Raw genomic sequence first — 23,388 nt, forward strand, 5'->3', positions numbered from 1 at the left:
ATGGCTTTGTTTTTATAAAAAATAATTTACAAATTAAACTATTTATTAATAAGACTATTGACTATTCGTACTAAATAAAGTACGATAAAGCCATGACGCGTACCGTCATAAATATCGCCGAATATCTGCAAAACAGAATCACGCGAATGATGAAAGGAAACTTTGACATGACATCCATTAAAAGTTCAGAAGATCCGGCCTCTCGTTTCGCAAAGCTGACAGCGGAACTATATTATTTTCTTGCGGAGGTACTTATAGAAGATCTTGGTGAAGAAAAAGGAAAGGCGGCCATACGGCAGGCTCTGAAAAAATTCGGTGAAAAAAGAGTTTCCGACATGAAAAAAGAGGCAAAAGAGCGGGCACTGCCGCTCGAAAGCCCGCAGACCTATTTCGCGGTGCGGGATATGCCGTCAAACGGATGGGAAAACGCCCCTGGGAATCCAATGACGATCACAGAATGCCCGATGTTTGATATCTGGGAGAACTTTGGTGAAAAAGGTATGGATCTTGGCGCACTGTACTGTGAGATCGACCATATCCTGTTTGGCGGCTTTGGTTTGGCGCTCAGCCGCCCACAATGCAAAACAAATGGCGACCGCGTTTGTGATTTTCAGCTGCAAATGAAAGAAGGGCAAAACAGCGATGGAGATAAATAATTCTAATAGTATACATACCGATGTGCTTTGCATCGGCGGAGGCGGCGCAGGAATCACGGCGGCAATCTCAGCCAGAAAGCAGGGCGCCCACGTAACGCTTGTTTCAAAAGGAAAGATCGGTAACAGCGGCAACACCATCATGATTGGCGGTTCCTATTCGATGGACGGTGAAAGCGCCAAAAATTACGGCTTTCAAAAAGCGAATGCTTCCTTTAATAAAGACTATTTGTTTGAGCAGATTGTAAAGCAAAGCTTTTTCCTCTCAGAACAAAACCTTGTTCAGCAATATGTGGACGAAAGCCCGGACGTTGTTTATCAGTGCTATCAGTGGGGAGAGCAGGCAAAAATAAAGCAGAATTTTTTTGCACCGGGCGGCTGGATGCTTTCCGGTCATGCTCTGGGCAAAGCCCTTTTACAAGGTTTGCATGAAACCTCCGGCATCGAAACGGTGGAAGATACGGTTATCGTTGATTTGTTAAAAAGTGACGATAAAATTTCGGGCGCGGTCGGATTCGATGTTTATACAGGTGAACCGGTGCACATTCATGCTAAATCCGTCGTAATGGGAACCGGCGGGTTTCAGCCGTTTTCTGTGACAAGCACCAACAGCGACATGATCGCCGGGGATGGTATCGCCATGGCTTACCGTGCGGGCGCGCAGCTTGCCGATATGGAATTCATGATCTTTATCCCCACGGCGCTGGAACCGCAAAGCAGCAAAGGCTCCATTCTGCCGTTTCTTCTTTATTCCTCCGGTATTCCGATTGGCACGCTTGACGGTGAAGGGAACGCAATTAAAATTCCAAAACCTATGCGTAAAATGGCAAAAGGAAGCGAACTGGACAAAGTTATTTTCAACTATTATTGGTCGGCCCGCCTTGCACAAGGGAAAGGGACTGAAAACAGCGGGCTTTACATGGATTTCTCAAAGCTTGCGAAACTTCCCGGATTCATTTTCAATTTTGGTTTTAAAGAGCTGCTCAAGTATTTTAAGGATTTTTATAAATATGGCTACTATCACAGCGATGATTTATTTTATTTCAAGAAGCTGATGCTTGAAAAGAAGAAGATGGAGTTTGCGTTATGCTCGGAATATTCGATGGGCGGCATTGTCATTGACGAGAAAATGGCAACGAGAGTGCGCGGCCTTTTCGCGGCAGGGGAAGCCGGAAGCGGTGTTTTCGGCGCGTGCCGTGTGGCGGACGCAACAACAGAGATGATGGTGCAGGGCACAAGAGCAGGTATTTCAGCGGCAGAATATGCACAAAAGGCTGAACAGCCGAAAACTGACGAGCAGCAGGTAAATGCAATTTTGAATAAAATACAAGCGCCGATTTTCCGCGCCGAGGGTGTGAACCCTGTCGCGACTATTCAAAAAATCCACCGGGCGGCCGATCAGGGCTTCGGTTCCATCCGCAATGAGGAAGAGCTGACCGCAGCCTTAGCAGAGATTGAACACATCAAGGAAGTAGATTTGCCCCACCTCTGTGCACAATGCAAATCACCCAGTTATAACTATGAGCGCCTTTGCGCCTTGCAGGCTGAAAATATGCTGACTTGCACGGAGGCAGGTATCCGTGCCGCACTGATGCGGCGTGAAAGCCGGGGCTTCCATCTTCGTTCAGATTATCCGCAGGTAGATAACGACCGGTTTGCAGTGCGTATTTTGGAGGAACAAGGCCCGGATCATATGCTGATGAGTGAGCGCAAACCAAGCGTTACAAGAATTCCGACCCCTAGCGGAAATGAAGAAAATGTTCCGGAATTCATGCTTCGTCAGAAATTGAAATTTAAAAATGCCAGTATTAGATAATCATGGATTGGAGAGAAAAAATGCAGGTAAAAATATATCGTTATGATCCGTCTGCGGATACCGCCGGCCATTTTGATACGTTTGATGTGCCGGCAATGCCGCATTGGACAGTCATGGATGTTTTGGACTATATCAGTGAAAATGTGGACAGCACAATTGCGTATTTTAAGCATGGTGCTTGTGACCATGGTATCTGCGGCAGATGCGCTTTGCATGTTAACGGCAAAGTGAAGCTCGCCTGTTCCACAGAAATTTCAGAGGAACAGGTCCTTGAAATCAGACCAGTCAATGACAATGTTTTAAGAGATTTGGTCGTGATTCCGAAAATTCAGTAATAACAAGTATACTATACTTTTTTGTAAGCAGCAGCACATAATCCACTTTTACGGAGAATCAACTCAGATAAATTGCTTGATCGTAAAAATAAAACAGTGCACTGACTCTGTTGAATTAATCATAATCAGTGCACTGTTTTTTAGTGTCTAGCTATCATCGTCCATGCAAAACTCCTTAAGTCCCCTGCTCGTCAATATCATTATGGTTCTTTACGCGAAGTGGGGCATTTTTAAAGAAGATTGTGAGAACAATTCCTGCGGCAGCCGCAAACATACAAAATAAGAAAATATCATGCATGGAATCTGAAAGTACTCTTTTCGCCTGTTCCAGTACTGTACTGAAATAGTTTGAATATTCCTCTGGGACATGCTGCATGATCTGCTTGACAGAACTTACATTTGTGATAATTTGAGGATTTTTAAGCGAATTCTGAATACCAACCGGAATATTCCTTAAATCCAGCTTTGAAAACCCGTCATTCATTGATGTTGTCATGATTGTGCCATATATTGCCGAGCCAATGGTGCTGCCGATATTCCGGAAAAACTGAACCGTTGATGTGGCAGCGCCTATCTGCTGCGGAGGTACGGAATTCTGCGTATTTGTGTTGGCAATAGGCATATTGATTCCAACGCCCAGACCCAGAATGATCATATAGAGAATAACTTGGGAATACGGTGTACGAACGCTCATCGTCGAAAGCAGCCACGTTCCGATAGCCATCAGAATAAACGCGGTGAAAACAAAAGCTTTGTTCTTGCCGCTCTTTGATGTTAAAAACCCAGTTACGAAACTTGCGAATAAAAGACCAAGCATCATTGGCGCTGTGATTGTGCCAGAAGTCGTTGCGGTCGTACCAATTATTCCCTGTGCAAAATACGGAATGTACATAATGGCCGCATACATGATTCCATTTGTAAGAAATGCCACAAACAGGGTCACTGTGATACTTCTATTCATAAAAAAAGAAAGCGGAATAATGGGATTTTTTGATTTGGATTCGAAAAAAACAAAAAGAACCAACATCGCAAGTGAGAAAATAAGCATACCGAAGATCTGTACCGACAGCCAGGGGTAAACATTTCCGGCCAGGCTGAAGGCGAGTAGTATTGGAACGAGAGCCAGTATAATTGCAGATGTTCCAGAATAATCAACCGATTTTTTTTGTCCCTCTGTTTTAAAATTCGGCATTATAAAGACTATAATCGCTAAAGCAAAGATTCCAACGGGTACGTTTATGTAAAAAATCCAACGCCAGCTAAGATGATCGATGATTAATCCGCCAAGGAAAGGGCCAATTATACTCGCCAGCCCGTATATGGATGTAACAATTCCCGTATACTTTCCTCTCTTTTCAGGTGAAAACAAATCTGCTATGACTATAAATACGCTGGTGACAATAATACCTCCGCCTATTCCCTGTATGCCACGGAAAATGATGAGCTGCATCATGCTCTGCGACATTCCACACAATGCTGACCCAATCAGGAATGTCAGAATACCGATTATGAATACCGGCTTCCGCCCGAAAGTGTCAGCAATTCCGCCCGATATTGGGGTAATAACGGTTGAACAAAGCATATAGATCGTAAACGGCCACGCATAGTATTCCATCCCTTGCAAGTCGTTTACTATTTTTTTCATTGCGGTGCCGACAATGGTTGAGTCCAAAGCTGAAAGTAGAAGGCTTGCCATTAGTCCCGCAAGAATCAGTATAATTCCAGTTTTGCTTAAACTTTTTGTTTTCATGAAAACATCTCCTCTTAAAAGTAGTTTATATTGTACTAGTATAATTTATACCATTTGGCTGATAAAAAATCATGCTCATTTTCGAACATGATTTTTAGAACATGATTCTTATAACATACTATCAGAGGCCGCCTTTTTCAGCAAATTCCTTGTAGATTTTTTCAGAAAAGTCGAAAAACAGTGAATACATATTGTCGTAAAGCTCAATAATAGAAATTGCGCGAAAGGGGGCAAATTCTTTTTTTGCCTCAATATTGGACTGAATGCATTTTTTTTCTTCCGACAACCTGCTCTGGAGGTTTTTTATCATCACCAAACCCCTATCCGGCTCGACATTGTGCAGGTTTGCAATAAATGCTATAAAATCGATATAGACCATTCCCGGCTCTTCCGAATACTTTTCCATCAAATGCATGAAATAGCTCTGGCCTTTTTCATTGATCGAATAGATCGTCTTCTCCGGCATTTCCCCTTCCTTTACAATTTCGCCGTCAAGATACCCTTTTTTATTCAGTGCAATGAGATTTTTATAAATCGAAGGGGAACTGATTTTCACCCACGACTTTATGTTGCGACTCTCCATATTCTTTTTCATTTCATATGCATTCATCGGTTTTGCCATTAAAGCCCCAAGTAACATCAAATCGACAGTTGACATGTACGCCTCCAAGTGGTATATATTATACTACTTTATAGTATATTTATTTTTTGAATTTGTCAATAGTTTTTGTTACAGGAAATCAACACTTTGAAAAAATCAAAATTGAGACACCCGTTTTACGGGAGGAAAATCGAGCCCGTTACTTTTGTAGGGAGCCGTTTTGTTTTGTACCCGCTGTTTTATTCTGCATCTAAATTGTACTAATGAGACACAAATCGGGTAGTCAAATCTGACTACCCGATTTTTTTATATACCTTGACATCCGATTTCTAATATGACAAAATATTCATAAATAACATTGATTTGAGGGCTAAAACAGTGGAGAAATATGACGGACCAGCGTATAACGAAATGATGCCTCAACTTTTTCAAGCTATAAAGGAATTGGGCGGTTCTGGAACCGTCGATGAAATAGACCAAAAAACGATTAAATTACTTAATCTTCCTGAAGAAACGGCAAGTTTTCCACATAATGATAGTAATAAAACTGAAGTGGAATATCGTTTAGCTTGGACACGTACATATATGAAAAAAGTTGGGATATTAGAAAACTCATCCCGTGGAGTATGGGCGCTTACAACTAAAGGTCGTGAATTACAGACTATTAATCCTAATGAAATTGTCTTACAGGTTCGTACAATGTCATTTCTTAAGTTAAATAAAACCGAAATGATAAAAGCTAATGATGACAGTCCTGAAAATGATGGTGTAGATACGCCTGATGAAATACAAAGTTGGAGAGATAAACTCAGAAATGTACTTCAAAACTATCTCCTGATGCTTTTGAACGTTTAACTCAGCGCATGTTGCGTGAATCAGGATTTGTTCAGGTTCAAGTAACCGGTAGAACTGGTGACGGTGGAATCGATGGAACCGGCATAATAAAATTAAACGGTATTATTAGCTTTCATATGCTCTTTCAGTGCAAACGATATCAGGGATCTGTTTCCGCAGGTGAAATGCGGGATTTTAGAGGAGCTATGCAAGGTAGAGCTGATAAGGGTCTTTTTATTACTACAGGGAAATTTACTTCCGCTTCAATACAAGAAGCTAATAGAGCTGGAACTGCCCCTATTGACTTAATTGATGGTGATGAATTAATTGACAAATTAAGAGAACTTCAATTAGGTGTAATGCCTGTTACAGATTATTCGATAGATGAGACTTGGTTTTCATCGCTATAATTAGGAGTAACAATAAAATACTGCTTTTCAACTGCCTGCAAATCAATTGGTATCACTGGATTTCTCCAAGTTTTTAAACTTCACTCCGACAATAAAGCTCCATGCGTCGAAATGAATCGGCACATGGATTTTTTATGTCGCCTAATAATTTTTATGCTATACTTGATTTTGACAATATAATGACGAATAGAAGGAATAAAAAATGATAATTAAACAGGTATTAACCAGAATTTATGTTCATGATATAAACCGCGCAATAGAATTCTATGAAGGGCTTTTTCATAAAAAGTGCAATTCGAGGTTTAACTATCAAGAAGTAAATCTGGAATTAGCCCAAGTCGAAAATATCTTAATTTTATGTGGTTGCGAAAAATCCTTAGAGCCTTTTCGTAATACTAAGGCAACATTCTTAGTTGATTCAGTTGCCGAGTTCAGAGATTATTTATTAAAGCATGACGCTATTATAATAAGGGATTTAAAAAGGGTGCCTACCGGAGCCAATATGACAGTGAAACACGCAGATGGAACGATTGTTGAGTATGTTGAACATGATTGAATTATAAGTTTTAGATAATTTATGATATACTTAATTTTAAATAAGATTTTGAAAAGGATCATCGTGAATGGCAGATCTTCTTAAGATAGCTCCCCTATTCTCGGGATGGGAAGAAACAATGATATGGTCTTGTTTACAGGGCTGCATGGGGTATGCGACTGCGGACGATGAAGAAAATCCATCTGCGGCTTTGATTACGGTGGGCGATTTTTGCTTTTTGGCGGGTGCGCCAAATTTTGCGCTTGTGGCGGGGACAACAGCGCCCATAATTGTTCCTCAAAATGACCAATGGGGCAACGTTATTGAATGTGTTTGGGGAAATCGAGTCGAAAAAGCAATGCGCTATGCTATAAAAAAAGAACCTGATATTTTCGATGTTAACAAACTCACTGAATATTCAAACTACTTGCCAAAGACATGCGCACTTAAACTGTTTGATAGAGAAATTTATGAATATTCGCTTACAGAACAATGGTCAAAAGATTTTTGCTCACAATTTTTAAATTATGACGATTTTAGCAGAAGAGGTCTGGGCGTCGCCGTAATCTACGGGGGCAAACCAGTTTCAGGCGCCTCTTCTTATACCGTATATAACGGTGGAATAGAGATCGAAGTGGATACTTCCCCCGAATTTCGGCAAAAGGGGTTTGCTTCCGCCTGCTGCGCGGGGTTGATTTTAGAATGTTTAAAGCGTGGACTATATCCAAGCTGGGATGCACATGATTTGCGTTCTGCCTCGTTGGCGCAAAAACTGGGGTATCACTTGGATCATCCATATACAGTTTACATTCAAAAGTAGTTATTTTGTTTTTGTTTTGTCGAGTATGGAAATATTCGGTCGTTTTGTACTATAATATCCTTTACAAAAAATAAGGTAATCAAAAAAGGAACTTTAGATTATGATTATTGACATTCACGCCCATGCCGCTGGCAACTACGGTTCAGCTGAATCCATAAAAAATACGGCTGCAAATTATAATTTGGAGAAAGTCGTATTATGTACAAGTCCCAAAAACATTCATGATCTGCCGAAGCCGCCGAGTCTTCCTATTAAACAGACGCCCGACAGCATCTATATTATGAACCGCATGAACCGGATGGCTTACAACCATTTTTTCAAAGATAACGGCGACGGGAATAAATTTGTCTATGAATTAAAAAATCAGCTTCCCGAACTTATCACCCAGTTTCTATGGGTAAACCCGCTTGACGTCGGGCATATCAATAACCTGGAAAATAATATTCGTGCATATCAGCCGAAGGGCATCAAACTTCAACAATCATGGAATAAATTTAAAATCGACGGCGTTGAATTTAAAAAACTTGTCGATATTGCGTCGTCGCACAAACTGCCTGTCTTTATTCATATTTATTCAAAAAAGGAAGTTCTGAAGCTGACGAGATTTATCAAGGAAAACCCGGATGCAACATTCATAATAGGTCATTTGATCGGAACCAATCTTTTTAAAGAAAGCCGCGTAAATTTAAAAAACGTCTACTTTGATACTTCAAGCTCAGATAGGATTCAGGGCAGTGACATTATGCAGGCGATCGACGATTTCGGCTATGACCATATAGTTTTCGGCACAGACACCCCCTATGCAAGCATTGACGACCAGATTGAAAAAATAGTGCGTCTGAATCTATCGGACAACATTAAGGAGCATATTTTCAGCCTGAACGCGAAAAAAATCCTATCTATATGATTTACCTGCAAGGGAGAATTTAATGGACAGATATATACCTGCGACTTTTACGAACATGTGCATGATATATGACGAAGGAAAGATTTTAGTGCAGGACAGAGTTGACGAAAAGTGGCCTGGGATCACATTCCCCGGCGGTCATGTGGAAAATGGCGAGTCATTCACTGAATCGGTTATTCGTGAAGTATGCGAAGAAACGGGATTAACTATTGAAAACCCCGTTTTATGCGGCATAAAGGAATGGCAAAACGAAAATTTGAGCAGATATGTGGTTTTGCTTTATAAAGCTAATAAATTTTCCGGAAAACTGACTTCTTCAGACGAAGGAAAGGTTTTCTGGGTTGACAGAGCTGATTTAAAGAATTATAGACTTGCTAAAGATTTTGAAGATATGCTTAAAGTTTTCGAAGAAGATAATTTAAGTGAATTCTATTACTGTAAAAAACAAAGCGGATGGGGAAAAAGGATATACTGAGATAAAGCTAGTGGGCGAATTTACAAGATATTTTAAGAATTATTATGATTTTCCGCTTTACAACACGATTTATTTCCAAAATCGATATTTGTTTTAAAAAAAGTCTTGCAAAAAATTTTATATCATAATATGCTCTTCTCAGACATCGATGTACTAAGAATTATAAGGAGAAAAACCTGCGCAGAAAATGCAAAATTATGATATTTGGCGAAAAGAGTCATAGCATGTTTGAAATCAGTGATTCAGACAAATCAAAACTTTACGATGTTATTGTTAAGGAATACGATAATATATGCGGGATTGTAATCGTGAAGGATGGAAACGTTGTATATCGTCAATCCTTTAACGGTTATGATATGTGCACTCCCATCCATGTGGCGTCTCTCACCAAAAGCATCCTGTCGGCACTGACCGGGATAGCTGTTGAGCAGGGATATATGAAGTCAGTAAATCAAAAAGTAATTTCATTTTTCCCCGATTATAAGTTCAAAGATCAATGCGATAATCGTGACTCGGCAACTATTGAAAACCTTTTGAATATGACCGTCCCCTATTCCTTTGCGGATTTTGAAGAGCCACTCGAGGCTTTTTCAATGTCACAAGACTGGGTTCGATTTGCTTTAGAAATGATTGATAAAAACGGAACGATCGGCAATTTCAAATATTCTACAGAGGGCGCTCATTTACTGTCAGCCATTCTTACACGTGCAACCGGAAAAAGCACACGTGAATTTGCAAATGAAGTCCTGTTCAAGCCGGTTGGAATGGCAGAAATAGAACTGCACCTGCTGACTGCCGCTGATATGAGTTTTGACACACTTTTCGGAAAGGATCTGAAAGGATGGGCAAATGACCCACAGGGAATTACAACAGGCGGCTGGGGAATTACACTGACGCCGGACGATATGGCACGGTTCGGCTCGCTTTATCTTAATCATGGTTTCTGGAACGGGAAGCAAGTTATTCCTAAAGCATGGGTGTCCGCATGCAGCACCGCAAACCAAAATCACTATGCCTACATGTGGTGGCAGCTTGCTTTCGGAAACCTCCCTGCCTTCGCCGCGATGGGTGACGGCGGCAATATCATCTGCTGCATTCCTGAAAAACAACTGGTGATTGCAGTTGCATCTGCATTTATGATGAATCCTAAGGACAGATGTATCCTAATAGGCGAGCATATTCTTCCGCTTCTTGATTAGCTATTTTCAAGCAGCAGTAATCAGAATCGAGGTAAAGCTATGGGCGAATATACAAGAGAAGAATTAGAAGAAGCTCTGAAAATTGTTTCTTCAACCATCAGCAACTGTGAAAAAGCACAGCCAAAATTTGCGGAAGGCACCTCGCAGTATACACTCCTTAAAAACAGGATAAAGGCACTGTATATTTCAAAATCATTATTAACAGATGAAAATGCGGACAAATATACGAATGAAGAATTGACAGATGCCCTGCGCCCCGTGTCTTCTATTATTAGTAAATGCGAAAAAGCGCAGCTGAAATTTGCGAAAGGCACCTCTTTTCACACCCGCTTTGGGAACATGATAATGGCAATGCATACTGCAAAATCTCTGATAACAGATGAAATCAGTAATCGAAATAATTTACACCATGAGTAAACAGCATGTGAATCTTTTTTACAGTTTATTATTATTTCACAATTCTTGTTTTGGACATCTAGCTTTTACTTCAATCCGAACAAAATATGAATTGCAAAATTTGTCATTAAATAAGCTATGTACAGGAGTTTGACCTGCACATAGCTTTTGATTTTTTATCCGGAAACAGCCTCTCTCGTAAATGGTTATTCATAAAGTTTAGAGGCTTTAATTATGTTTTTTGATTTTCAATCTGATTAAATCAAAAATCAATCCGGTAATAGCACACAGTAAAAGACCTGCAATACTAATTCTAAAGGAAGACTCAGTAAATGTCATAATCTTTAGAATATCAATATTAAATATTAACCCTATGCCCTCATATATTGCAACTATTATCAACGCAATTATGCCATTAACGAGTATTCTTTTTTTCAAGCTTAATTCCTGCTTTCCCTATTCGATTATTCTTGCCTTAGATAGTGCCGCTTTTGCTTAATCATCACTTTCTTTTTCGGATTCTTCCTCAAGTTTGCTGCAAATTTTATTATATCGTTTAACGAAGTGTTCACCCAATAAAAAGTTTCCTGTCATAATAATTACAAAAAAGAAAATGCAATTCACAATGATTCCAAGCGAATGATTTATATAGTAATCGAATTTTAATCCATAATTAAGAGATGCTTCGAGCAGCGAAAAAAGCGCCGCCCAAACGCCGGATTTAATTGCATACTGTTTGTATCTTACATGCTTTTCTTTTGCAGATGTTCCCGTCGGAAGGCGCTTGTGGGTTATTGTCCAGGGCAGCATAGCCTCCGCTCTGTCCTTTCTCGCAAATATCAACACGGCAGTGATAAGCATTATCAGTCCAAAATCCCACCCCATGTTTTGAAGTTTTCCTATACTAGCCTTGACAATTATCTCAATCAAAATGTATGCATACGTCGCCAACACGGCCCATGCGCATGCCATGCGGGCGTTATTGGCCGAGCGCTCGTCTTGTTTTAATTGATTTACTGAATGTTGCTTTAATAAACTATTATCGATTTTTTTCATTTTTCGTCCTCCCAAAACAGATCATTTAATGTTTTCCCGGTTGCACGGCAAATAGCAATGCACAGATTAAGTGTAGGATTGTAACGGCCGCTCTCAATCAGACCAATCGTCTGCCTGGTAACGCCAACCGCATCAGCCAAATCTTCCTGTGACATGTCACATTCCACCCTCGCTATCCTTATTTTTTTATTTTTCAATCCATATCACTTCCCTTATTGCATATTATATGCTATATATTTCAAAATGCAATATATAAATTGCATTTTGTTGTAATTTAATTCGATTTGCTTGACAATCTAACAAGTGTTAGGTGGAGGCATACATGGAAGAAAGCAGCACAAAAGAACTTATTACACAGTCGGCACTTGCGATGTTTGAAAAATCCGGTTATAAGTCTGTATCTATACGGGATATTGCAAAGGATGTCGGCATCAAGACGGTGTCGGTCACGGAATCAATCATGAAATTGCGGATGTTATCAACGACGAGATCACTAAATGGCTGCTGCCTAGTCAACCTTTATGTGAATCAAAGATATCTTAAATAACAACAGGAATTGAAACCCTCATAGGTTCAATTCCTGTTGTTTTATTCCACCGATTTCAATGATTCTATCATATCAACCTTCTGCAGTTTAAAATAGGTTACGACCTGCATAATTATCGAGACAGCCATTGTTATCAGTATAGTCCAGACAAAACTCAGACCTTTTATTTTTATAAAAAACAGAATAGGCGCATTTTCATTGATAATTTCCATCACAAAGCGATGCAGGCCGAGACCCAAAAGCAAACCGAGTCCAATGCTGATAAATGTAAGTATCAAAGCTTCACGGTAGATATATTCATTAGTTTCACTGTCACTGAATCCAAGCACCTTCAGTGAGGCGATTTCACGTTTTCGTTCGCTGATATTGATAGATGTCAGATTGTAAAGCACGATTACCATCAGGATTGAAGCAATGCAGACGATCAAAATAACCGCACTGCTCAAGCTTTTATTCGCTTCCTCAGCCTGAAGCAGCATATTGTCTTTGAAATTTACATTGATGACCGTATCGCTGCTTATCATATGCTCAGCCAAAGTTTTTTTGTTTCCGGAATAATCTGATACGATTATATTATAAGATACTGATTTACCGAATATTTTGCTGTACAGACTTTTATTCATATATATATAATCAAGAAAGTGGTTTTCGGTGACGTCGGATACAGGTAACGTATATTCTTTATTATCGGCATCCTTTACAGTTATCTTATCACCTTTCCCTATCTTAAAAGTCTTGGAAAGCTTATTCGAGATGACAACACCATTGTCGTCGGGCGCCGTGCCGGTTCCGGTTACTGTGCTTGTAAGGTTGAAGTATTTAGAAAACGTTTCCTCATTCTCCGGGACGATCAGATATGCATCCAGCGATTTGCCTTCCGACTCACATGTAAAGGCAGTTTGTCTGATTAAAACCGGATTTTGGATCTGTTCTTTCGCTAGGAGCTTTGCAAACTCCCCGCTTATATCCTGTCTCTCATTTTTAAGCACCATTAAATCACCGTATCTAAAGATCCCGCCATATTGCCTTTGTGCTATGCCGTTAATGCTGTCTTTCAGACCGAACCCTGTGAGCAGCATGGCGGTGCAGCCCGCTATCCCAATAATCGTCATAGCGACCCTTTGCTTATAACGGAACAGATTGCGCATGGTGACTTTCCACGTAAAAGATAATCGTTTCCATATAAAACCGAACCTTTCAAGCAGGATGGTCTGCCCGTTTTTTGGCGGAACCGGCCGCATTAAAGAAGCCGGGCTCCCCTTTAGCTCCTGATTGCAGAAAACAACCGTCACCAGCGTCATGACCCCAGCGGCAACCACCAAAATCAGCAGAAGAGTTATGATGTTATACCTGATGATAAGCGGCGGCAGGATGTATGGAAAACAGGCATAGATAATTTTCGGGATGCCAGTGCATCCGGCGAAGTAACCGATCACAGTCGCCGAAACAGTAGCCGACAGAACATAAAACAAATAGGTTGAAATAATGCTAATATCTTTATAGCCAAGCGACGTTAGAGTGCCAAGCTCTCCGCGTTCTTCCGCTATCATCCGGGTCATGGTGTTGGAGGTCATAAGCAGCACGATCAAGATGAAAAATATGGGGAAAAACTTAGCGACCAAAGAGATCACATTAGCTCCTGAATTCAGATTATCGTAGCCTGCGACGGCCATATCCCTGTCAAGGATTGTCCACTGGGGTTTTTCGGCACCGGCAAGCTTATCTCTGGCATCTTGAACCTTTATCTTTGCATCAGCCATTTTGGAGTTGAAGGAAGCTAAATTTTCATTGTATTGCTTATACCCGTCATCGAGCTTCTTTTGGTTTGCAGCAAGCTGGGTCTTCCCGCTTGCTATCTGCTGCTGTACACTCCTGATTTGCGAGTTGAAAAGCTTGATCCCCTGATTTAGCTGATCTTCTTTCGCATTCAGCGTATCGATTGATGCACGAAGCTCGACTAATTGCCGGGACAGTGCAGTATACTGACTGATCTGTGCGTTAAGCTGAACGTATTGCGGATTATCAGCAGGAATCTTTCCCTGCTGTTCTTTCATGGATTGGATAGCTAAGCTGAGCTCATTGATCTTGCGTCCCAATTCATCCTGAGTTATACCGCTCTGCTGCAATGAAATGGTGATTTGATCGCGACCGCTTGCGATCTGAGCTTTTGCTGACCGAAAAGACTCATTCTGTTTTTTAATTTTTTCTTGCAGGTCGGCCTCATTTTTAGCAAGCTCTTTCTTGGCATCGTCGAGTTTCACTGAATTTGCATCCAGCTGTGCTTTTGCGTCGTTCAACTGCTTTTCGCCTTTTGCCATTTCATCATTCAGAGTTGCCTCATTGCTGTTGATTTCACCTGCAGCCTTGTTGTAAACCTCTTTATACCGTGCATCCTCCCTTATCGGTTTCAGATTCACGAGTTCGTTATCAAGCTGTGACGCAAGGGCGTCATATTCTTTAGAATATGTGGCAACGTTGCTGGTTCCAGCGGCATTCAGATAGATTTCAGTATAGGCTTCAAGCGTAAAATTTTCTCTGTTTACAAAAATGAAGGAGGACAGTTTTCCGTCGCCGATTGTGGTATTTCCATAATCGTACGACAGATACAGCGGCGACTGCACAGTACCCACGACAGAAAATTCCGTGTTTTTAAGTCCGCTCACGTCACTGGTAATGACGATCTTATCGCCTACCTTATAGCTTTGATTATCCGCGACACATTCCGTGTCAGTATTCGGCATCCGGCCTTTTATTAGTTCAACGGTATCTACCGATTTTTCAATCGCATGAACCCGGATCGCTTTACTCTGATCCAAAACATCCAGAGAATAGCTTGGAGTCACGCCGCTTACATTTTTCAAAGCCTTCAGCGCGTTTACATCGTCATTAGTAAGCCCCATTGTACTGACGATCTTGAAATCCATAAGCTTGTGGCTGTTGTTATACTGACTGATCGACGTGATCATATCTGGAAAGCTTGCCTGTATGCCTGCGAAAAATCCAGCGCCCACCAGCACGATACCAAAAAGTGATAGAAACCTTCCTAAAGATTTTTTGATTTTGACTAGAGTATTTTTATAGAGCACTAGAATCACCACGCGATTTCTTCGGCTTTTTTAGGATTTTCATTAATGATAATGTCATTAACTGTTCCGTTTTTTATACGGATAACTTTGTCCGCAATATCTGCCAGGGCGGCATTATGGGTGATCAAAACCGTTGTTGTGCCCATTTCTCTGCATGTCTTTTGCAGCAGCTCGATGATCCGCTGACCTGTCACGCTGTCAAGAGCGCCGGTAGGCTCGTCGCATAAAAGCAGCTTTGGATTTTTGGCGATCGCCCTGGCTATGGCGACGCGCTGCTGCTCTCCCCCGGACAGCTGGGCAGGAAAATTCGTAAGTCTTTCAGATAATCCGACCTGATCCAAAATCGTTTTAGGTTCGAGTGAATCGGAGCAAATCTGGCAGGCAAGCTCTACATTTTCTAGGGCTGTCAAATTTCCCACAAGATTCTAAAACTGAAAGACGAAACCAATATCATTACGCCTATAACTCACCAGCTTATTTTTCCCATAATCATGAAGCCCTTGATTGTCAACGATGATCTGGCCGCCGCTGGGTGTATCCATCCCGCCAAGCAGATTTAATACCGTGGTTTTTCCGGCGCCGGACGGGCCGAGTATTACGACCATCTCGCCTTTATCGATTGAAAAAGAACAATCATTGACGGCTGTGATCGTCACATCCCCGGTAATATATTCTTTCTTAACATTTTCAAACTCGATAAACGCCATAAACACCCTCCAGTTTACTAAACATTATGTTGTTTATTCAACTAAGATATATTATAATAACTTTATGGCATAATCACAACGAACAGATAGTTAGCAAATGATATTTAGACAACGGATTTACAGAAAATGTATAATAATCAGCAAAAATATTTTTAGTTGGGTGACTTATATGAAAGATCAAAAAATAGACAGACGGGTCAAATACTCTTTAATGGTCATCAAGGAGAGTTTTATTAAACTATTGAAGCAAAGGCCAATTGCGAAAATCACGATAAAAGAAATCTGCGATGACGCTGACGTCAACCGCGCAACTTTTTATGCCCATTATTCAGACCAATACGATCTGCTTCATCGGATCGAGCAAGAGCTTATCGACGGCATCAATCAGTATCTGACTGGGCATGACTTTAATGTTATCTCGGAAGAGCCTGTCGAAATGCTCAAAAAGATTATGGAATATGTAAAAGAAAATTCAGAGCTGTTTGGTTTGCTGCTTAATTCGAATGGGGATATTCAGTTTCAGCAGGAAGTTATAAAAATCATCGGAAAGCAGCATTTTTCATCGATGACAGCAGATCAAGAGGTTTCGGAATATATGTTTCTGTTTTTTGCAAGCGGCACTATCGGAATTATTCAGAAGTGGCTCAAAGACGGTATGAAAAAGCCTGAACGGGAGATGGCAGAGCTTATATTGAAATTATCGATAAACGGAAGAATGTCGTTTGAATAAAATCAAGCTATTACGAGTTAGGAAAAAGCCACAAAAAAGCAAGAAAGAAGTTTAAATTCTTTCTTGCTTTTACTAAGGAGATTTTACTGCTTTTGAAAGCAAAATCCCAATTTGAAATTTTTTCATGGTACAATCAAAACAAGCATGGTTTTTATACTGGGTATTGAGCATCAATCTTTTTTACGGATTTTTTATAAATCAGGATAGCAGTAAGTGCGAGTGTCACAGCGAGTGCAATACCATAGATCGACCATTTCACCGAGGTAAATATTGTTGAAATAATCGAAATTGCCGTCAACTTTCTGGGGTATAGAAAAATCATTATAAATAGAAAACAGTTTTCGAAAATATCAAATATACTTCTAAGCACAGGCAATATATTAAGTAAAAGAAATCGGCTGTCTGCTTTGATGTGTCTTAAAAGCAAAGTGATAAGTGTAGAGTTTGCAAACATGAAGAACACTGAAAAGACAAAATCTAGGCATAAAAGTTTAGCATAAAAAGCCCTTCCCGGAGCCCCCATGTTGGTTAACATTGTATATGCCGTTTTCGGACTATAACAAAACCGCATATCTATCATGCCTGTTCCGCCGCTGAGTTCTCTTAATTTCGCCGAACCCATAAAACTGCTTTCCATTAAACTGCCGACAGCAAAAAACAGCAGTACAAAAACTATAACATATTTTCCCGAAGAGATTTTTTTAAAACAGTTTGATATTTTTTTCAGAACACGCATTATGCCAGTCCTCTATCGCAAAGGTTCTCATAAACCGCCTTCGTGGTATTTTCTCTGTTGTCAACAATATAGGAATACATAATAGGCCGCACTATTTTATGCATGATCACCCTGCCCGCTATATTTTGAGTGTGATATTTTTTACCCGTAATGATGTCATCAACAAGTTTTTCACCCATTTTAAATGCATCCGCCAGACAAACGCTGTTTTTTGCAATTCCGTCAGGCAGAATGCTTGCTCCGATTATTCCTGATGTCATGCTTCGCTTAAATGTGCCGAGGCTGATGCCTTTTGCTAATTCTTTTGCGGTTTTCTTTGCTGCGCTTTCATTACTTGCAGTGGAAAGACCAATCACATACTTGCCTCCGAGCATCGATGTGCACCGTTCAAACATTCCAAGTCGGTCAAACAGGTTTTTCATGGCGGCATTGATCGTGCCCCCGAACGTGGGCGAGCATAAAACAATGCCGTCTGCGGCATAAAGCAATTTTCTGATTTCCTCAAAATCGTCCTGTATTGGACAATGTCCGCCTGAAATACACTTAAGGCATCCTGTACAATATTTTAGTTCTCTCCTCTGAAGAAATATTTCTTCCGTATCCGCTCCCCTCGACTTAGCCCCTTTAAGAACCTCTCTCGCAAGTTCTGCTCCGTTTCCACTAAAATGCGCACTGCTTATAACCGCAGCGACCTTGATTTCTTTCATAGCTGTGCCTCCCGCTCGTTTCTTATTGAGTTGAGTAATAAATTTAAGGAATAAGGGACAAATTTATCAAATTCGATATTAAAATGACCTGTAAAAGTTTTTCCTGAAATCGAGAGCTGGTTAAAAAAGCCTGTAACCGTGTAAACAAGACTGTATGCTGCCATATTTGCGTCCAGATCAGGCTTAATACTGCCGTCGCCCTTGCCTTCTTCGATAACTTTGGCGATCGCCTTAAATACTTCATTGTCGAGATTACTTAGCTTCTCGCGTCTCGGACTGTCGCCGCTGGCATCCTTTTTGGCATAGCCCGCATAATTCATCAACCGGATTACTTCCGGATGAGAAGTATAAAAATCGTAATAAGCTATGCATGAGTGATATATTTTCATAAAACCGTTATCGTCTTTTTTCAACGCTTCACTAATTTTTGTGTAGAGCTGTTCATATCCTTTAATAACAACGCTGAAATACAATTCTTCCTTATTCGCAAAATATTGATACAGCGTTCGTTTGGTAAACTGAGCGTTTCGGGCTATCTCATCCATAGATGCGTCATTATATCCATGATCGCAAAACACTTTTTGCGCGGCTTTTATTATTTCATTCTCTCTTGTCAGCCTTTCACGTTCTTTTCTTGATAAAGTATCCATATAGCCTCCTGTATATCGATGGTATATCTAATATACTGTCAGTATACCACGTAAACTCAAGATGTCAACAGTTACTGCAAATTTAATCTTGACACCGTAAAGATCGTGTGCGATAATCTTTACAATGTCAAGATCGTTAGTGGAGGTATCTATTTAATGGCAGACAAGCCTTATCATCATGGCAATTTAAGAAACCAACTGATAGAATCCGGTATCGAGCTGATCAACGAGGAAGGTCTGAAAGGCTTTTCACTGCGCAAAGTCGCCGCCAAATGCGGCGTCAGCAACGCTGCCCCTTACAGCCATTTTACTAGCATAGATGACTTGATCGGCGCAATGGGCGAACATGTGACAGAGCATTTTATGGAAAAATTGCATACGGCTATTGACGGCTGTGAAAACAACCCTGCCGCAATCGTGCTTCTTGGCAACGCTTATATCGACTTTTTCATCGAAAATCCGCAATATTTTCAGTTTCTCTTTCACCATTCCGGTTTGACTATCGATTTAGATCGTGAAAGCCCAAATGACTACCCGCCCTTTTCCCTGTTCCGCACTACTGCCTATAGGCTTTTCAGCAGTAAAAAACTGCCGGAAAAGGAATATCCGGAAAGGCTTGCGGCACTTTGGTCTATAGTTCACGGAATCGCCTCGCTGCTTTCCGTCCCCGGAATCAAATATTCCGGCGACTGGCATGAAGTATTTACACGAATCGCCTTTAAGGAGGAAAACCAATGAAAATGATAGTGCATGACTTAAGTGAAGAAGAATTCCTGTCTCTCGGACACAATCCGAGTAAAGAGATTATGATTATTTCCGACAACGGTAAAATACACAATTGCATCGGATGCTACGGATGCTGGATAAAGACGCCTGGAATATGCGTTATGAAGGACGGCTATCAGAACATGGGAGCACTGCTGTCAAAATGCGACGAGCTTACCATCATAAGCAAGTGCATTTACGGCAGTTATAGCCCTTTTATCCGAAACATTTGGGACAGAAGCATGTCATACCTGCTTCCCTATTTTGTCACCAAAAAAGGAGAAACACATCATCGCAACCGTTATGCGCATCAGTTTTCACTATCGGTGCACTTCTACGGCGACGATATAACAGAAGCGGAAATGGCAACCGCAAGAAAACTTGTGGTGGCAAACAGTAAAAATTTCTATTCTATTGGAAACATGGTATATTTTCATAAAGATCTGCAAGCAGTCGGGGAGGCATTAAATTGAAAATTGCATTGATTAACGGAAGCCCTAAGCCCAGCAAAAGCAATTCGGAGTTTATGCTTCAAAAACTTGAGCCGCTTATCCTAACCGGAAACGAGATATTCCACTATCAATTAAACAGAAAACCGCTTTCCGAAGTGCAATACTGCGAGCTTTGCCGTATGGATGCGCTCGTTTTCGCCTTTCCGTTATATATTGACGCTATCCCCTCTCATTTGTTCAGGATGCTCGTTGAGCTGGAGAAACGCATGAAAGCTGAACGGAAGAAGGACATTTTTGTCTATGCGTTGATAAATAACGGCTTTTTTGAAGGAAAGCAGAACTGCGTCGCCCTTGAAATACTTCAAAACTGGTGTCTGCGTTCTGATCTTCGTTTCGGGCAGGGGGTTTGCCACGGTGCCGGCGAAATGATAGGCTCTTTACAGCAGGTTCCCCTCGGTCACGGCCCGCTCAAAAATCTTGGCGCCGCAATGAACAGTCTGGCTGATAATATTCAGTCTAGAAGCTGTGGCGAATCGTTGTTTATAAGTCCGAATTTTCCGCGTTTTGTGTGGAGGTTTACAGCCACTCACACATTTTGGAATGCAACAGCTAAAAAGAACGGACTTAAAACATATGAAATTTTAAGACGACTTTAGATCAAATGAGGTGCTTTAATGCTTATTCGAGAACTCAGCGGCAATGAAATAGAAAATGCGGCAGAACTCGCATGGACAGTATTTAAAACATTTGAAGCCCCCGATTACGGCGAGCAGGGCATAACGGAATTCTTCAAATGCATTCACGACTCACAATTCTTGAGCCAATTAAAATTTTATGGAGCTTTCGATGGGGATGATATTGTCGGAACTATTGCAACTCGCAGCAGTGGAAATCATATCTCCTTATTTTTTGTAAATGAGCAATATCAGCGGCAGGGCATTGGAAAAGCTCTTTTTTCACGCATATGTAAAGATAATTTCAGCGGGAAAATAACGGTTCACTCGTCACCGTTTGCCATACCTGTCTACCATCAGCTTGGATTCACAGATATTGATACTGAGCAAGTCACAAATGGCCTTCGTTATACACCTATGGAGTGTGTTATCCATAATGGGAAGGGGTAGCTTTACCGCACCCTTTTTTTCATTTATTTTTTATGATATACTTGACTTTAGTAATTTATAATATCTGAAAGTTGAGAAGACGTAAATGTGGAAAGATAATGAAAAGGCTCCCGTGTGGGAATATCTCGGCTGGGTACTTCTAATCTCGGCGGTCAGTGAGATAATAATCCTTCTCCTTGAGCCTTATTCCATAGCATTTGCTAAAAACGGCACGCTAACGGCAGGCTACGTGTTTTACGCGATAACAGGCATATTATTCACCACACCCAATCCTATGATCGCAATTTATATAGTCTTGAAGCGGCACAAAAAAATCAGGTCTGTGAAAGACTTTTTCAAGTTGATTTTACATACTGCTGATATAATAAAAACGTTTCTTATAACTGCGGCTTTTTGCGCCGCGGTTTTATGCGCCGCAATCATTTACGGCACAAGAACTAGTTCTCCCTGGTATGTTATGATTATTGCCTTTCCTGTGATGATAATCGGCGGAGGCGTTGAAGAAATCGGTTGGCGTGGTTTTCTTCAGCCTGCGCTTGAAAAAAAGTTTCCTTTTCCAATAGCGACATTTATGGTCAGCGCAATTTGGTTTTCATGGCATCTTCCGCTATGGATAGAGCCCTCTTCAAATCACTACGGTGACAGTCTTGCTGGATTTGCAATAACTATAACCGTTTGGGCTTTTGTAGGGGCGTCGATCTACAAGGCAACAAAAAGCGTGATCGCTTGCGTGACGTATCACACTTTTATGAATTCAATAGGCGCCATTTATAACTGGAACGCTTTATTTGACACGTTTCCAAACAAAAGTGGAATGATCGTATACTATTGCATCGCGCTCATTGCCGCAGTAATTATATGGCTGCTCGCCGACAGAAAAGAAAAGCGAGCTCTAAGAAAAGAATATATAAATGAAGAAATCCATGTGTCAGAGGTCTAATCTGCCATGGATTTTCTTTTTTATTTAATGAATGAATAATATTCATTGACTTTGATTCATTACCACCCATGGCGCTGAATATGGCGCCGTTCGTATGCCGCTTGCGAAACTGCTCTCTCTGACGTCGCTTGGACTAAACGGCATTTGGACGGCTGTTTTGATCAGCCATGTCTTAGCCGCCGCCGCTTCCCTGCTGTATTACGAGCTCATTTTAAAGCGAAAGCCTGTAAAGGCTGCGCGTGAGCTGAATTTCGAATAAAAATAAATGTTTATAAGTTGAACTTGCTCATCGTTTTTTGTATGGTATAATGATAGCAAAATTAATATTGTGGGTGATTATTATGGATTTGTATGAAGCGATCCTAAAAAGAAAATCCGTGCGAAAATATGAGGATAAAGAGATTGATTCAAATATATTGGATGAAATTAATGGATTCATTAGTTCTCTACAGCCAATATACAGCGATATAAATGTAAAATTCACTCTAGTAGAGAGTAAAAATATGCCGAAATATTTTGAAAACTCTCCTGCAATCCTATCTCCTTACTATGTAGTTATCACTTCTCAGAGTAAGCCATGGTTTGGGGAAAACGCAGGATATATGGGCGAAAAACTGATTGCCTTTTTAACTGCCAAAGAAATCGGAACGTGCTGGATAGGCACTCTTAAACCGAAAAAGTCAGCGTTTGAACTGCCATATGTAATTTCTATTGCTTTCGGCTATGCGAAAGATCAGTTATTTCGTGAAAACTTAGAAGAAATAAATCGAAAGCCGATTAATGAGATATGCCTGAAAAACCCTGAGAGTGATTTTTTAAAACAAGCAGTACAGGCGATAAGAATCGCTCCTTCCGGCATCAACAGACAACCTTGGCGTATTGAGCCAGATACCGGCGCTATACACTTTTACTGTGAACAGCCATCCTTTCTCACCCCTGTAAATAGTGACAATTTAAAAGGTTTGATGCCAGGCGCTATTTTGAAAAGGATGCAGGGAGTTTCTTGCGGTATTGCAATATCTCATGCCGAAATCTGCGCTTCTCATTACGGAAATAAAGTGATTTTATCCAGGTTGTCAAACCATAATAACACATATAAAAAATTGACATATTTAATTTCTGCGGTTATTAAATGATTTGCAAGATGAAAATATTTT

27 protein-coding genes and 2 pseudogenes are annotated in these 23,388 nt (G+C 40.7%); 19 read left to right on the plus strand and 10 right to left on the minus strand.

Annotation, left to right across the window (positions count from 1 at the left end):
* Positions 1-149 precede the first annotated feature (149 nt).
* Genes Q8865_02070 through Q8865_02080 form a run of 3 tightly spaced genes read left to right on the plus strand, consistent with a single transcriptional unit; the run spans position 150 to position 2,804 of the window.
* Entirely contained in the window at positions 150-656 is a 507-nt protein-coding gene (locus tag Q8865_02070; GenBank protein ID MDP4152215.1) for an L-2-amino-thiazoline-4-carboxylic acid hydrolase, read from the plus strand.
* A complete protein-coding gene (locus Q8865_02075) occupies positions 643-2,469 on the plus strand; it encodes an FAD-binding protein (protein MDP4152216.1) in 1,827 nt (608 codons plus the stop codon). The genes Q8865_02070 and Q8865_02075 overlap by 14 nt, the downstream gene beginning before the upstream one ends.
* Positions 2,470-2,489: 20 nt before the next feature.
* Complete coding sequence (locus Q8865_02080) at positions 2,490-2,804, plus strand: 2Fe-2S iron-sulfur cluster-binding protein (GenBank protein MDP4152217.1); 315 nt, start codon at positions 2,490-2,492, stop codon at positions 2,802-2,804.
* Positions 2,805-2,979: 175 nt separating this feature from the next.
* On the opposite strand, the gene Q8865_02085 is transcribed toward Q8865_02080, so the two are convergent.
* A complete protein-coding gene (locus tag Q8865_02085) occupies positions 2,980-4,554 on the minus strand; it encodes an MDR family MFS transporter (protein MDP4152218.1) in 1,575 nt (524 codons plus the stop codon).
* 121 nt (positions 4,555-4,675) lie between these two features.
* Positions 4,676-5,212 (minus strand): PadR family transcriptional regulator, encoded by a 537-nt coding sequence (locus Q8865_02090; protein ID MDP4152219.1) that lies wholly within the window; start codon positions 5,210-5,212, stop codon positions 4,676-4,678.
* A gap of 354 nt (positions 5,213-5,566) precedes the next feature.
* On the opposite strand from Q8865_02090, the pseudogene Q8865_02095 reads away from it, so the two are divergent.
* The 7 genes and pseudogenes from Q8865_02095 (at position 5,567) to Q8865_02125 (ending at position 10,752) form a co-directional block, all read left to right on the plus strand.
* Positions 5,567-6,399 (plus strand): annotated as a pseudogene (locus Q8865_02095) (restriction endonuclease).
* A 202-nt stretch (positions 6,400-6,601) separates the two neighbouring features.
* On the plus strand, positions 6,602-6,955 hold the full coding sequence (locus tag Q8865_02100; GenBank protein ID MDP4152220.1) for a VOC family protein: 354 nt from the start codon (positions 6,602-6,604) through the stop codon (positions 6,953-6,955).
* A 67-nt stretch (positions 6,956-7,022) separates the two neighbouring features.
* The gene (locus Q8865_02105; protein MDP4152221.1) at positions 7,023-7,754 is read left to right on the plus strand and encodes a GNAT family N-acetyltransferase; all 732 of its coding nucleotides are present in this window, start codon (positions 7,023-7,025) and stop codon (positions 7,752-7,754) included.
* A 100-nt stretch (positions 7,755-7,854) separates the two neighbouring features.
* A complete protein-coding gene (locus Q8865_02110) occupies positions 7,855-8,661 on the plus strand; it encodes an amidohydrolase family protein (protein MDP4152222.1) in 807 nt (268 codons plus the stop codon).
* A gap of 22 nt (positions 8,662-8,683) precedes the next feature.
* Positions 8,684-9,136 carry an 8-oxo-dGTP diphosphatase gene (locus Q8865_02115; protein MDP4152223.1) on the plus strand — a complete coding sequence of 151 codons (453 nt, stop codon included), beginning with the start codon at positions 8,684-8,686 and terminating at the stop codon, positions 9,134-9,136.
* A 224-nt stretch (positions 9,137-9,360) separates the two neighbouring features.
* Positions 9,361-10,335 carry a serine hydrolase gene (locus Q8865_02120; GenBank protein MDP4152224.1) on the plus strand — a complete coding sequence of 325 codons (975 nt, stop codon included), beginning with the start codon at positions 9,361-9,363 and terminating at the stop codon, positions 10,333-10,335.
* A 39-nt stretch (positions 10,336-10,374) separates the two neighbouring features.
* Positions 10,375-10,752, plus strand: a complete 378-nt coding sequence (locus tag Q8865_02125; GenBank protein ID MDP4152225.1) for a hypothetical protein — start codon at positions 10,375-10,377, stop codon at positions 10,750-10,752.
* A 207-nt stretch (positions 10,753-10,959) separates the two neighbouring features.
* Here the strand turns inward: Q8865_02125 and Q8865_02130 are convergent, their stop codons facing one another.
* From Q8865_02130 to Q8865_02140, 3 genes are read right to left on the minus strand one after another with little or no spacing between them, the layout of a single operon-like run.
* Positions 10,960-11,169: a hypothetical protein gene (locus Q8865_02130; protein ID MDP4152226.1), complete on the minus strand. Its 210-nt coding sequence runs from the start codon at positions 11,167-11,169 to the stop codon at positions 10,960-10,962.
* Between the two features lie 57 nt (positions 11,170-11,226).
* Positions 11,227-11,787: a hypothetical protein gene (locus tag Q8865_02135; protein ID MDP4152227.1), complete on the minus strand. Its 561-nt coding sequence runs from the start codon at positions 11,785-11,787 to the stop codon at positions 11,227-11,229.
* Complete coding sequence (locus Q8865_02140; protein ID MDP4152228.1) at positions 11,784-11,984, minus strand: helix-turn-helix transcriptional regulator; 201 nt, start codon at positions 11,982-11,984, stop codon at positions 11,784-11,786. Before Q8865_02140 ends, Q8865_02135 begins: the two co-directional genes overlap by 4 nt.
* 125 nt (positions 11,985-12,109) lie before the next feature.
* Between Q8865_02140 and Q8865_02145 the strand changes: the two genes are divergently transcribed.
* A complete protein-coding gene (locus Q8865_02145; GenBank protein MDP4152229.1) occupies positions 12,110-12,334 on the plus strand; it encodes a TetR family transcriptional regulator in 225 nt (74 codons plus the stop codon).
* Positions 12,335-12,375: 41 nt separating this feature from the next.
* Here Q8865_02145 and Q8865_02150 read toward each other — a convergent pair whose 3' ends face one another.
* Both Q8865_02150 and Q8865_02155 read right to left on the minus strand, forming a co-directional pair.
* Entirely contained in the window at positions 12,376-15,420 is a 3,045-nt protein-coding gene (locus tag Q8865_02150) for an FtsX-like permease family protein (protein MDP4152230.1), read from the minus strand.
* A 5-nt stretch (positions 15,421-15,425) separates the two neighbouring features.
* A pseudogene (locus tag Q8865_02155) lies at positions 15,426-16,127 on the minus strand (ABC transporter ATP-binding protein).
* 169 nt (positions 16,128-16,296) lie between these two features.
* Here Q8865_02155 and Q8865_02160 point away from each other — a divergent pair.
* On the plus strand, positions 16,297-16,857 hold the full coding sequence (locus tag Q8865_02160; GenBank protein MDP4152231.1) for a TetR-like C-terminal domain-containing protein: 561 nt from the start codon (positions 16,297-16,299) through the stop codon (positions 16,855-16,857).
* Positions 16,858-17,008: 151 nt separating this feature from the next.
* Here Q8865_02160 and Q8865_02165 read toward each other — a convergent pair whose 3' ends face one another.
* The 3 genes from Q8865_02165 to Q8865_02175 all read right to left on the minus strand — a co-directional run bounded on the left by Q8865_02165 (position 17,009) and on the right by Q8865_02175 (position 18,950).
* Positions 17,009-17,494, minus strand: coding sequence for a hypothetical protein (locus tag Q8865_02165; protein ID MDP4152232.1), 486 nt, complete (start codon positions 17,492-17,494; stop codon positions 17,009-17,011).
* 98 nt (positions 17,495-17,592) lie between these two features.
* The gene (locus Q8865_02170; protein ID MDP4152233.1) at positions 17,593-18,300 is read right to left on the minus strand and encodes a flavodoxin family protein; all 708 of its coding nucleotides are present in this window, start codon (positions 18,298-18,300) and stop codon (positions 17,593-17,595) included.
* The gene (locus Q8865_02175) at positions 18,297-18,950 is read right to left on the minus strand and encodes a TetR/AcrR family transcriptional regulator (protein MDP4152234.1); all 654 of its coding nucleotides are present in this window, start codon (positions 18,948-18,950) and stop codon (positions 18,297-18,299) included. The genes Q8865_02170 and Q8865_02175 overlap by 4 nt, the downstream gene beginning before the upstream one ends.
* A gap of 156 nt (positions 18,951-19,106) precedes the next feature.
* Between Q8865_02175 and Q8865_02180 the strand changes: the two genes are divergently transcribed.
* From Q8865_02180 to Q8865_02210, 7 genes are all read left to right on the plus strand, one after another.
* Positions 19,107-19,688: a TetR/AcrR family transcriptional regulator gene (locus tag Q8865_02180; protein ID MDP4152235.1), complete on the plus strand. Its 582-nt coding sequence runs from the start codon at positions 19,107-19,109 to the stop codon at positions 19,686-19,688.
* Positions 19,685-20,188, plus strand: coding sequence for a flavodoxin family protein (locus Q8865_02185; GenBank protein MDP4152236.1), 504 nt, complete (start codon positions 19,685-19,687; stop codon positions 20,186-20,188). Before Q8865_02180 ends, Q8865_02185 begins: the two co-directional genes overlap by 4 nt.
* Entirely contained in the window at positions 20,185-20,823 is a 639-nt protein-coding gene (locus Q8865_02190) for a hypothetical protein (protein ID MDP4152237.1), read from the plus strand. The genes Q8865_02185 and Q8865_02190 overlap by 4 nt, the downstream gene beginning before the upstream one ends.
* Before the next feature lie 18 nt (positions 20,824-20,841).
* Positions 20,842-21,291 (plus strand): GNAT family N-acetyltransferase, encoded by a 450-nt coding sequence (locus Q8865_02195; GenBank protein MDP4152238.1) that lies wholly within the window; start codon positions 20,842-20,844, stop codon positions 21,289-21,291.
* Between the two features lie 85 nt (positions 21,292-21,376).
* The gene (locus tag Q8865_02200) at positions 21,377-22,231 is read left to right on the plus strand and encodes a type II CAAX endopeptidase family protein (protein ID MDP4152239.1); all 855 of its coding nucleotides are present in this window, start codon (positions 21,377-21,379) and stop codon (positions 22,229-22,231) included.
* Between the two features lie 94 nt (positions 22,232-22,325).
* Positions 22,326-22,490: a hypothetical protein gene (locus Q8865_02205; GenBank protein MDP4152240.1), complete on the plus strand. Its 165-nt coding sequence runs from the start codon at positions 22,326-22,328 to the stop codon at positions 22,488-22,490.
* Positions 22,491-22,572: 82 nt separating this feature from the next.
* Positions 22,573-23,367, plus strand: coding sequence for a nitroreductase family protein (locus Q8865_02210; protein MDP4152241.1), 795 nt, complete (start codon positions 22,573-22,575; stop codon positions 23,365-23,367).
* Positions 23,368-23,388: the final 21 nt, after the last annotated feature.

Source organism: Bacillota bacterium (assembly GCA_030705925.1).
GTDB lineage: Bacteria > Bacillota > Clostridia > Oscillospirales > Feifaniaceae > JAUZPM01.

What these genes read in the sequence shown, in the direction of transcription:
- Q8865_02175 (MDP4152234.1), bottom strand. Translation starts at nt 18,950, where the DNA reads ATGGATACTTTATCAAGAAAAGAACGTGAAAGGCTGACAAGAGAGAAT.
- Q8865_02075 (MDP4152216.1), top strand. Translation starts at nt 643, where the DNA reads ATGGAGATAAATAATTCTAATAGTATACATACCGATGTGCTTTGCATC.
- Q8865_02100 (MDP4152220.1), top strand. Translation starts at nt 6,602, where the DNA reads ATGATAATTAAACAGGTATTAACCAGAATTTATGTTCATGATATAAAC.
- Q8865_02180 (MDP4152235.1), top strand. Translation starts at nt 19,107, where the DNA reads ATGGCAGACAAGCCTTATCATCATGGCAATTTAAGAAACCAACTGATA.
- Q8865_02115 (MDP4152223.1), top strand. Translation starts at nt 8,684, where the DNA reads ATGGACAGATATATACCTGCGACTTTTACGAACATGTGCATGATATAT.
- Q8865_02145 (MDP4152229.1), top strand. Translation starts at nt 12,110, where the DNA reads ATGGAAGAAAGCAGCACAAAAGAACTTATTACACAGTCGGCACTTGCG.
- Q8865_02170 (MDP4152233.1), bottom strand. Translation starts at nt 18,300, where the DNA reads ATGAAAGAAATCAAGGTCGCTGCGGTTATAAGCAGTGCGCATTTTAGT.
- Q8865_02125 (MDP4152225.1), top strand. Translation starts at nt 10,375, where the DNA reads ATGGGCGAATATACAAGAGAAGAATTAGAAGAAGCTCTGAAAATTGTT.
- Q8865_02135 (MDP4152227.1), bottom strand. Translation starts at nt 11,787, where the DNA reads ATGAAAAAAATCGATAATAGTTTATTAAAGCAACATTCAGTAAATCAA.
- Q8865_02210 (MDP4152241.1), top strand. Translation starts at nt 22,573, where the DNA reads ATGGATTTGTATGAAGCGATCCTAAAAAGAAAATCCGTGCGAAAATAT.
- Q8865_02080 (MDP4152217.1), top strand. Translation starts at nt 2,490, where the DNA reads ATGCAGGTAAAAATATATCGTTATGATCCGTCTGCGGATACCGCCGGC.
- Q8865_02165 (MDP4152232.1), bottom strand. Translation starts at nt 17,494, where the DNA reads ATGGAAAGCAGTTTTATGGGTTCGGCGAAATTAAGAGAACTCAGCGGC.
- Q8865_02185 (MDP4152236.1), top strand. Translation starts at nt 19,685, where the DNA reads ATGAAAATGATAGTGCATGACTTAAGTGAAGAAGAATTCCTGTCTCTC.
- Q8865_02085 (MDP4152218.1), bottom strand. Translation starts at nt 4,554, where the DNA reads ATGAAAACAAAAAGTTTAAGCAAAACTGGAATTATACTGATTCTTGCG.
- Q8865_02195 (MDP4152238.1), top strand. Translation starts at nt 20,842, where the DNA reads ATGCTTATTCGAGAACTCAGCGGCAATGAAATAGAAAATGCGGCAGAA.
- Q8865_02205 (MDP4152240.1), top strand. Translation starts at nt 22,326, where the DNA reads ATGCCGCTTGCGAAACTGCTCTCTCTGACGTCGCTTGGACTAAACGGC.
- Q8865_02070 (MDP4152215.1), top strand. Translation starts at nt 150, where the DNA reads ATGAAAGGAAACTTTGACATGACATCCATTAAAAGTTCAGAAGATCCG.
- Q8865_02160 (MDP4152231.1), top strand. Translation starts at nt 16,297, where the DNA reads ATGAAAGATCAAAAAATAGACAGACGGGTCAAATACTCTTTAATGGTC.
- Q8865_02105 (MDP4152221.1), top strand. Translation starts at nt 7,023, where the DNA reads ATGGCAGATCTTCTTAAGATAGCTCCCCTATTCTCGGGATGGGAAGAA.
- Q8865_02090 (MDP4152219.1), bottom strand. Translation starts at nt 5,212, where the DNA reads ATGTCAACTGTCGATTTGATGTTACTTGGGGCTTTAATGGCAAAACCG.
- Q8865_02120 (MDP4152224.1), top strand. Translation starts at nt 9,361, where the DNA reads ATGTTTGAAATCAGTGATTCAGACAAATCAAAACTTTACGATGTTATT.
- Q8865_02200 (MDP4152239.1), top strand. Translation starts at nt 21,377, where the DNA reads ATGTGGAAAGATAATGAAAAGGCTCCCGTGTGGGAATATCTCGGCTGG.
- Q8865_02110 (MDP4152222.1), top strand. Translation starts at nt 7,855, where the DNA reads ATGATTATTGACATTCACGCCCATGCCGCTGGCAACTACGGTTCAGCT.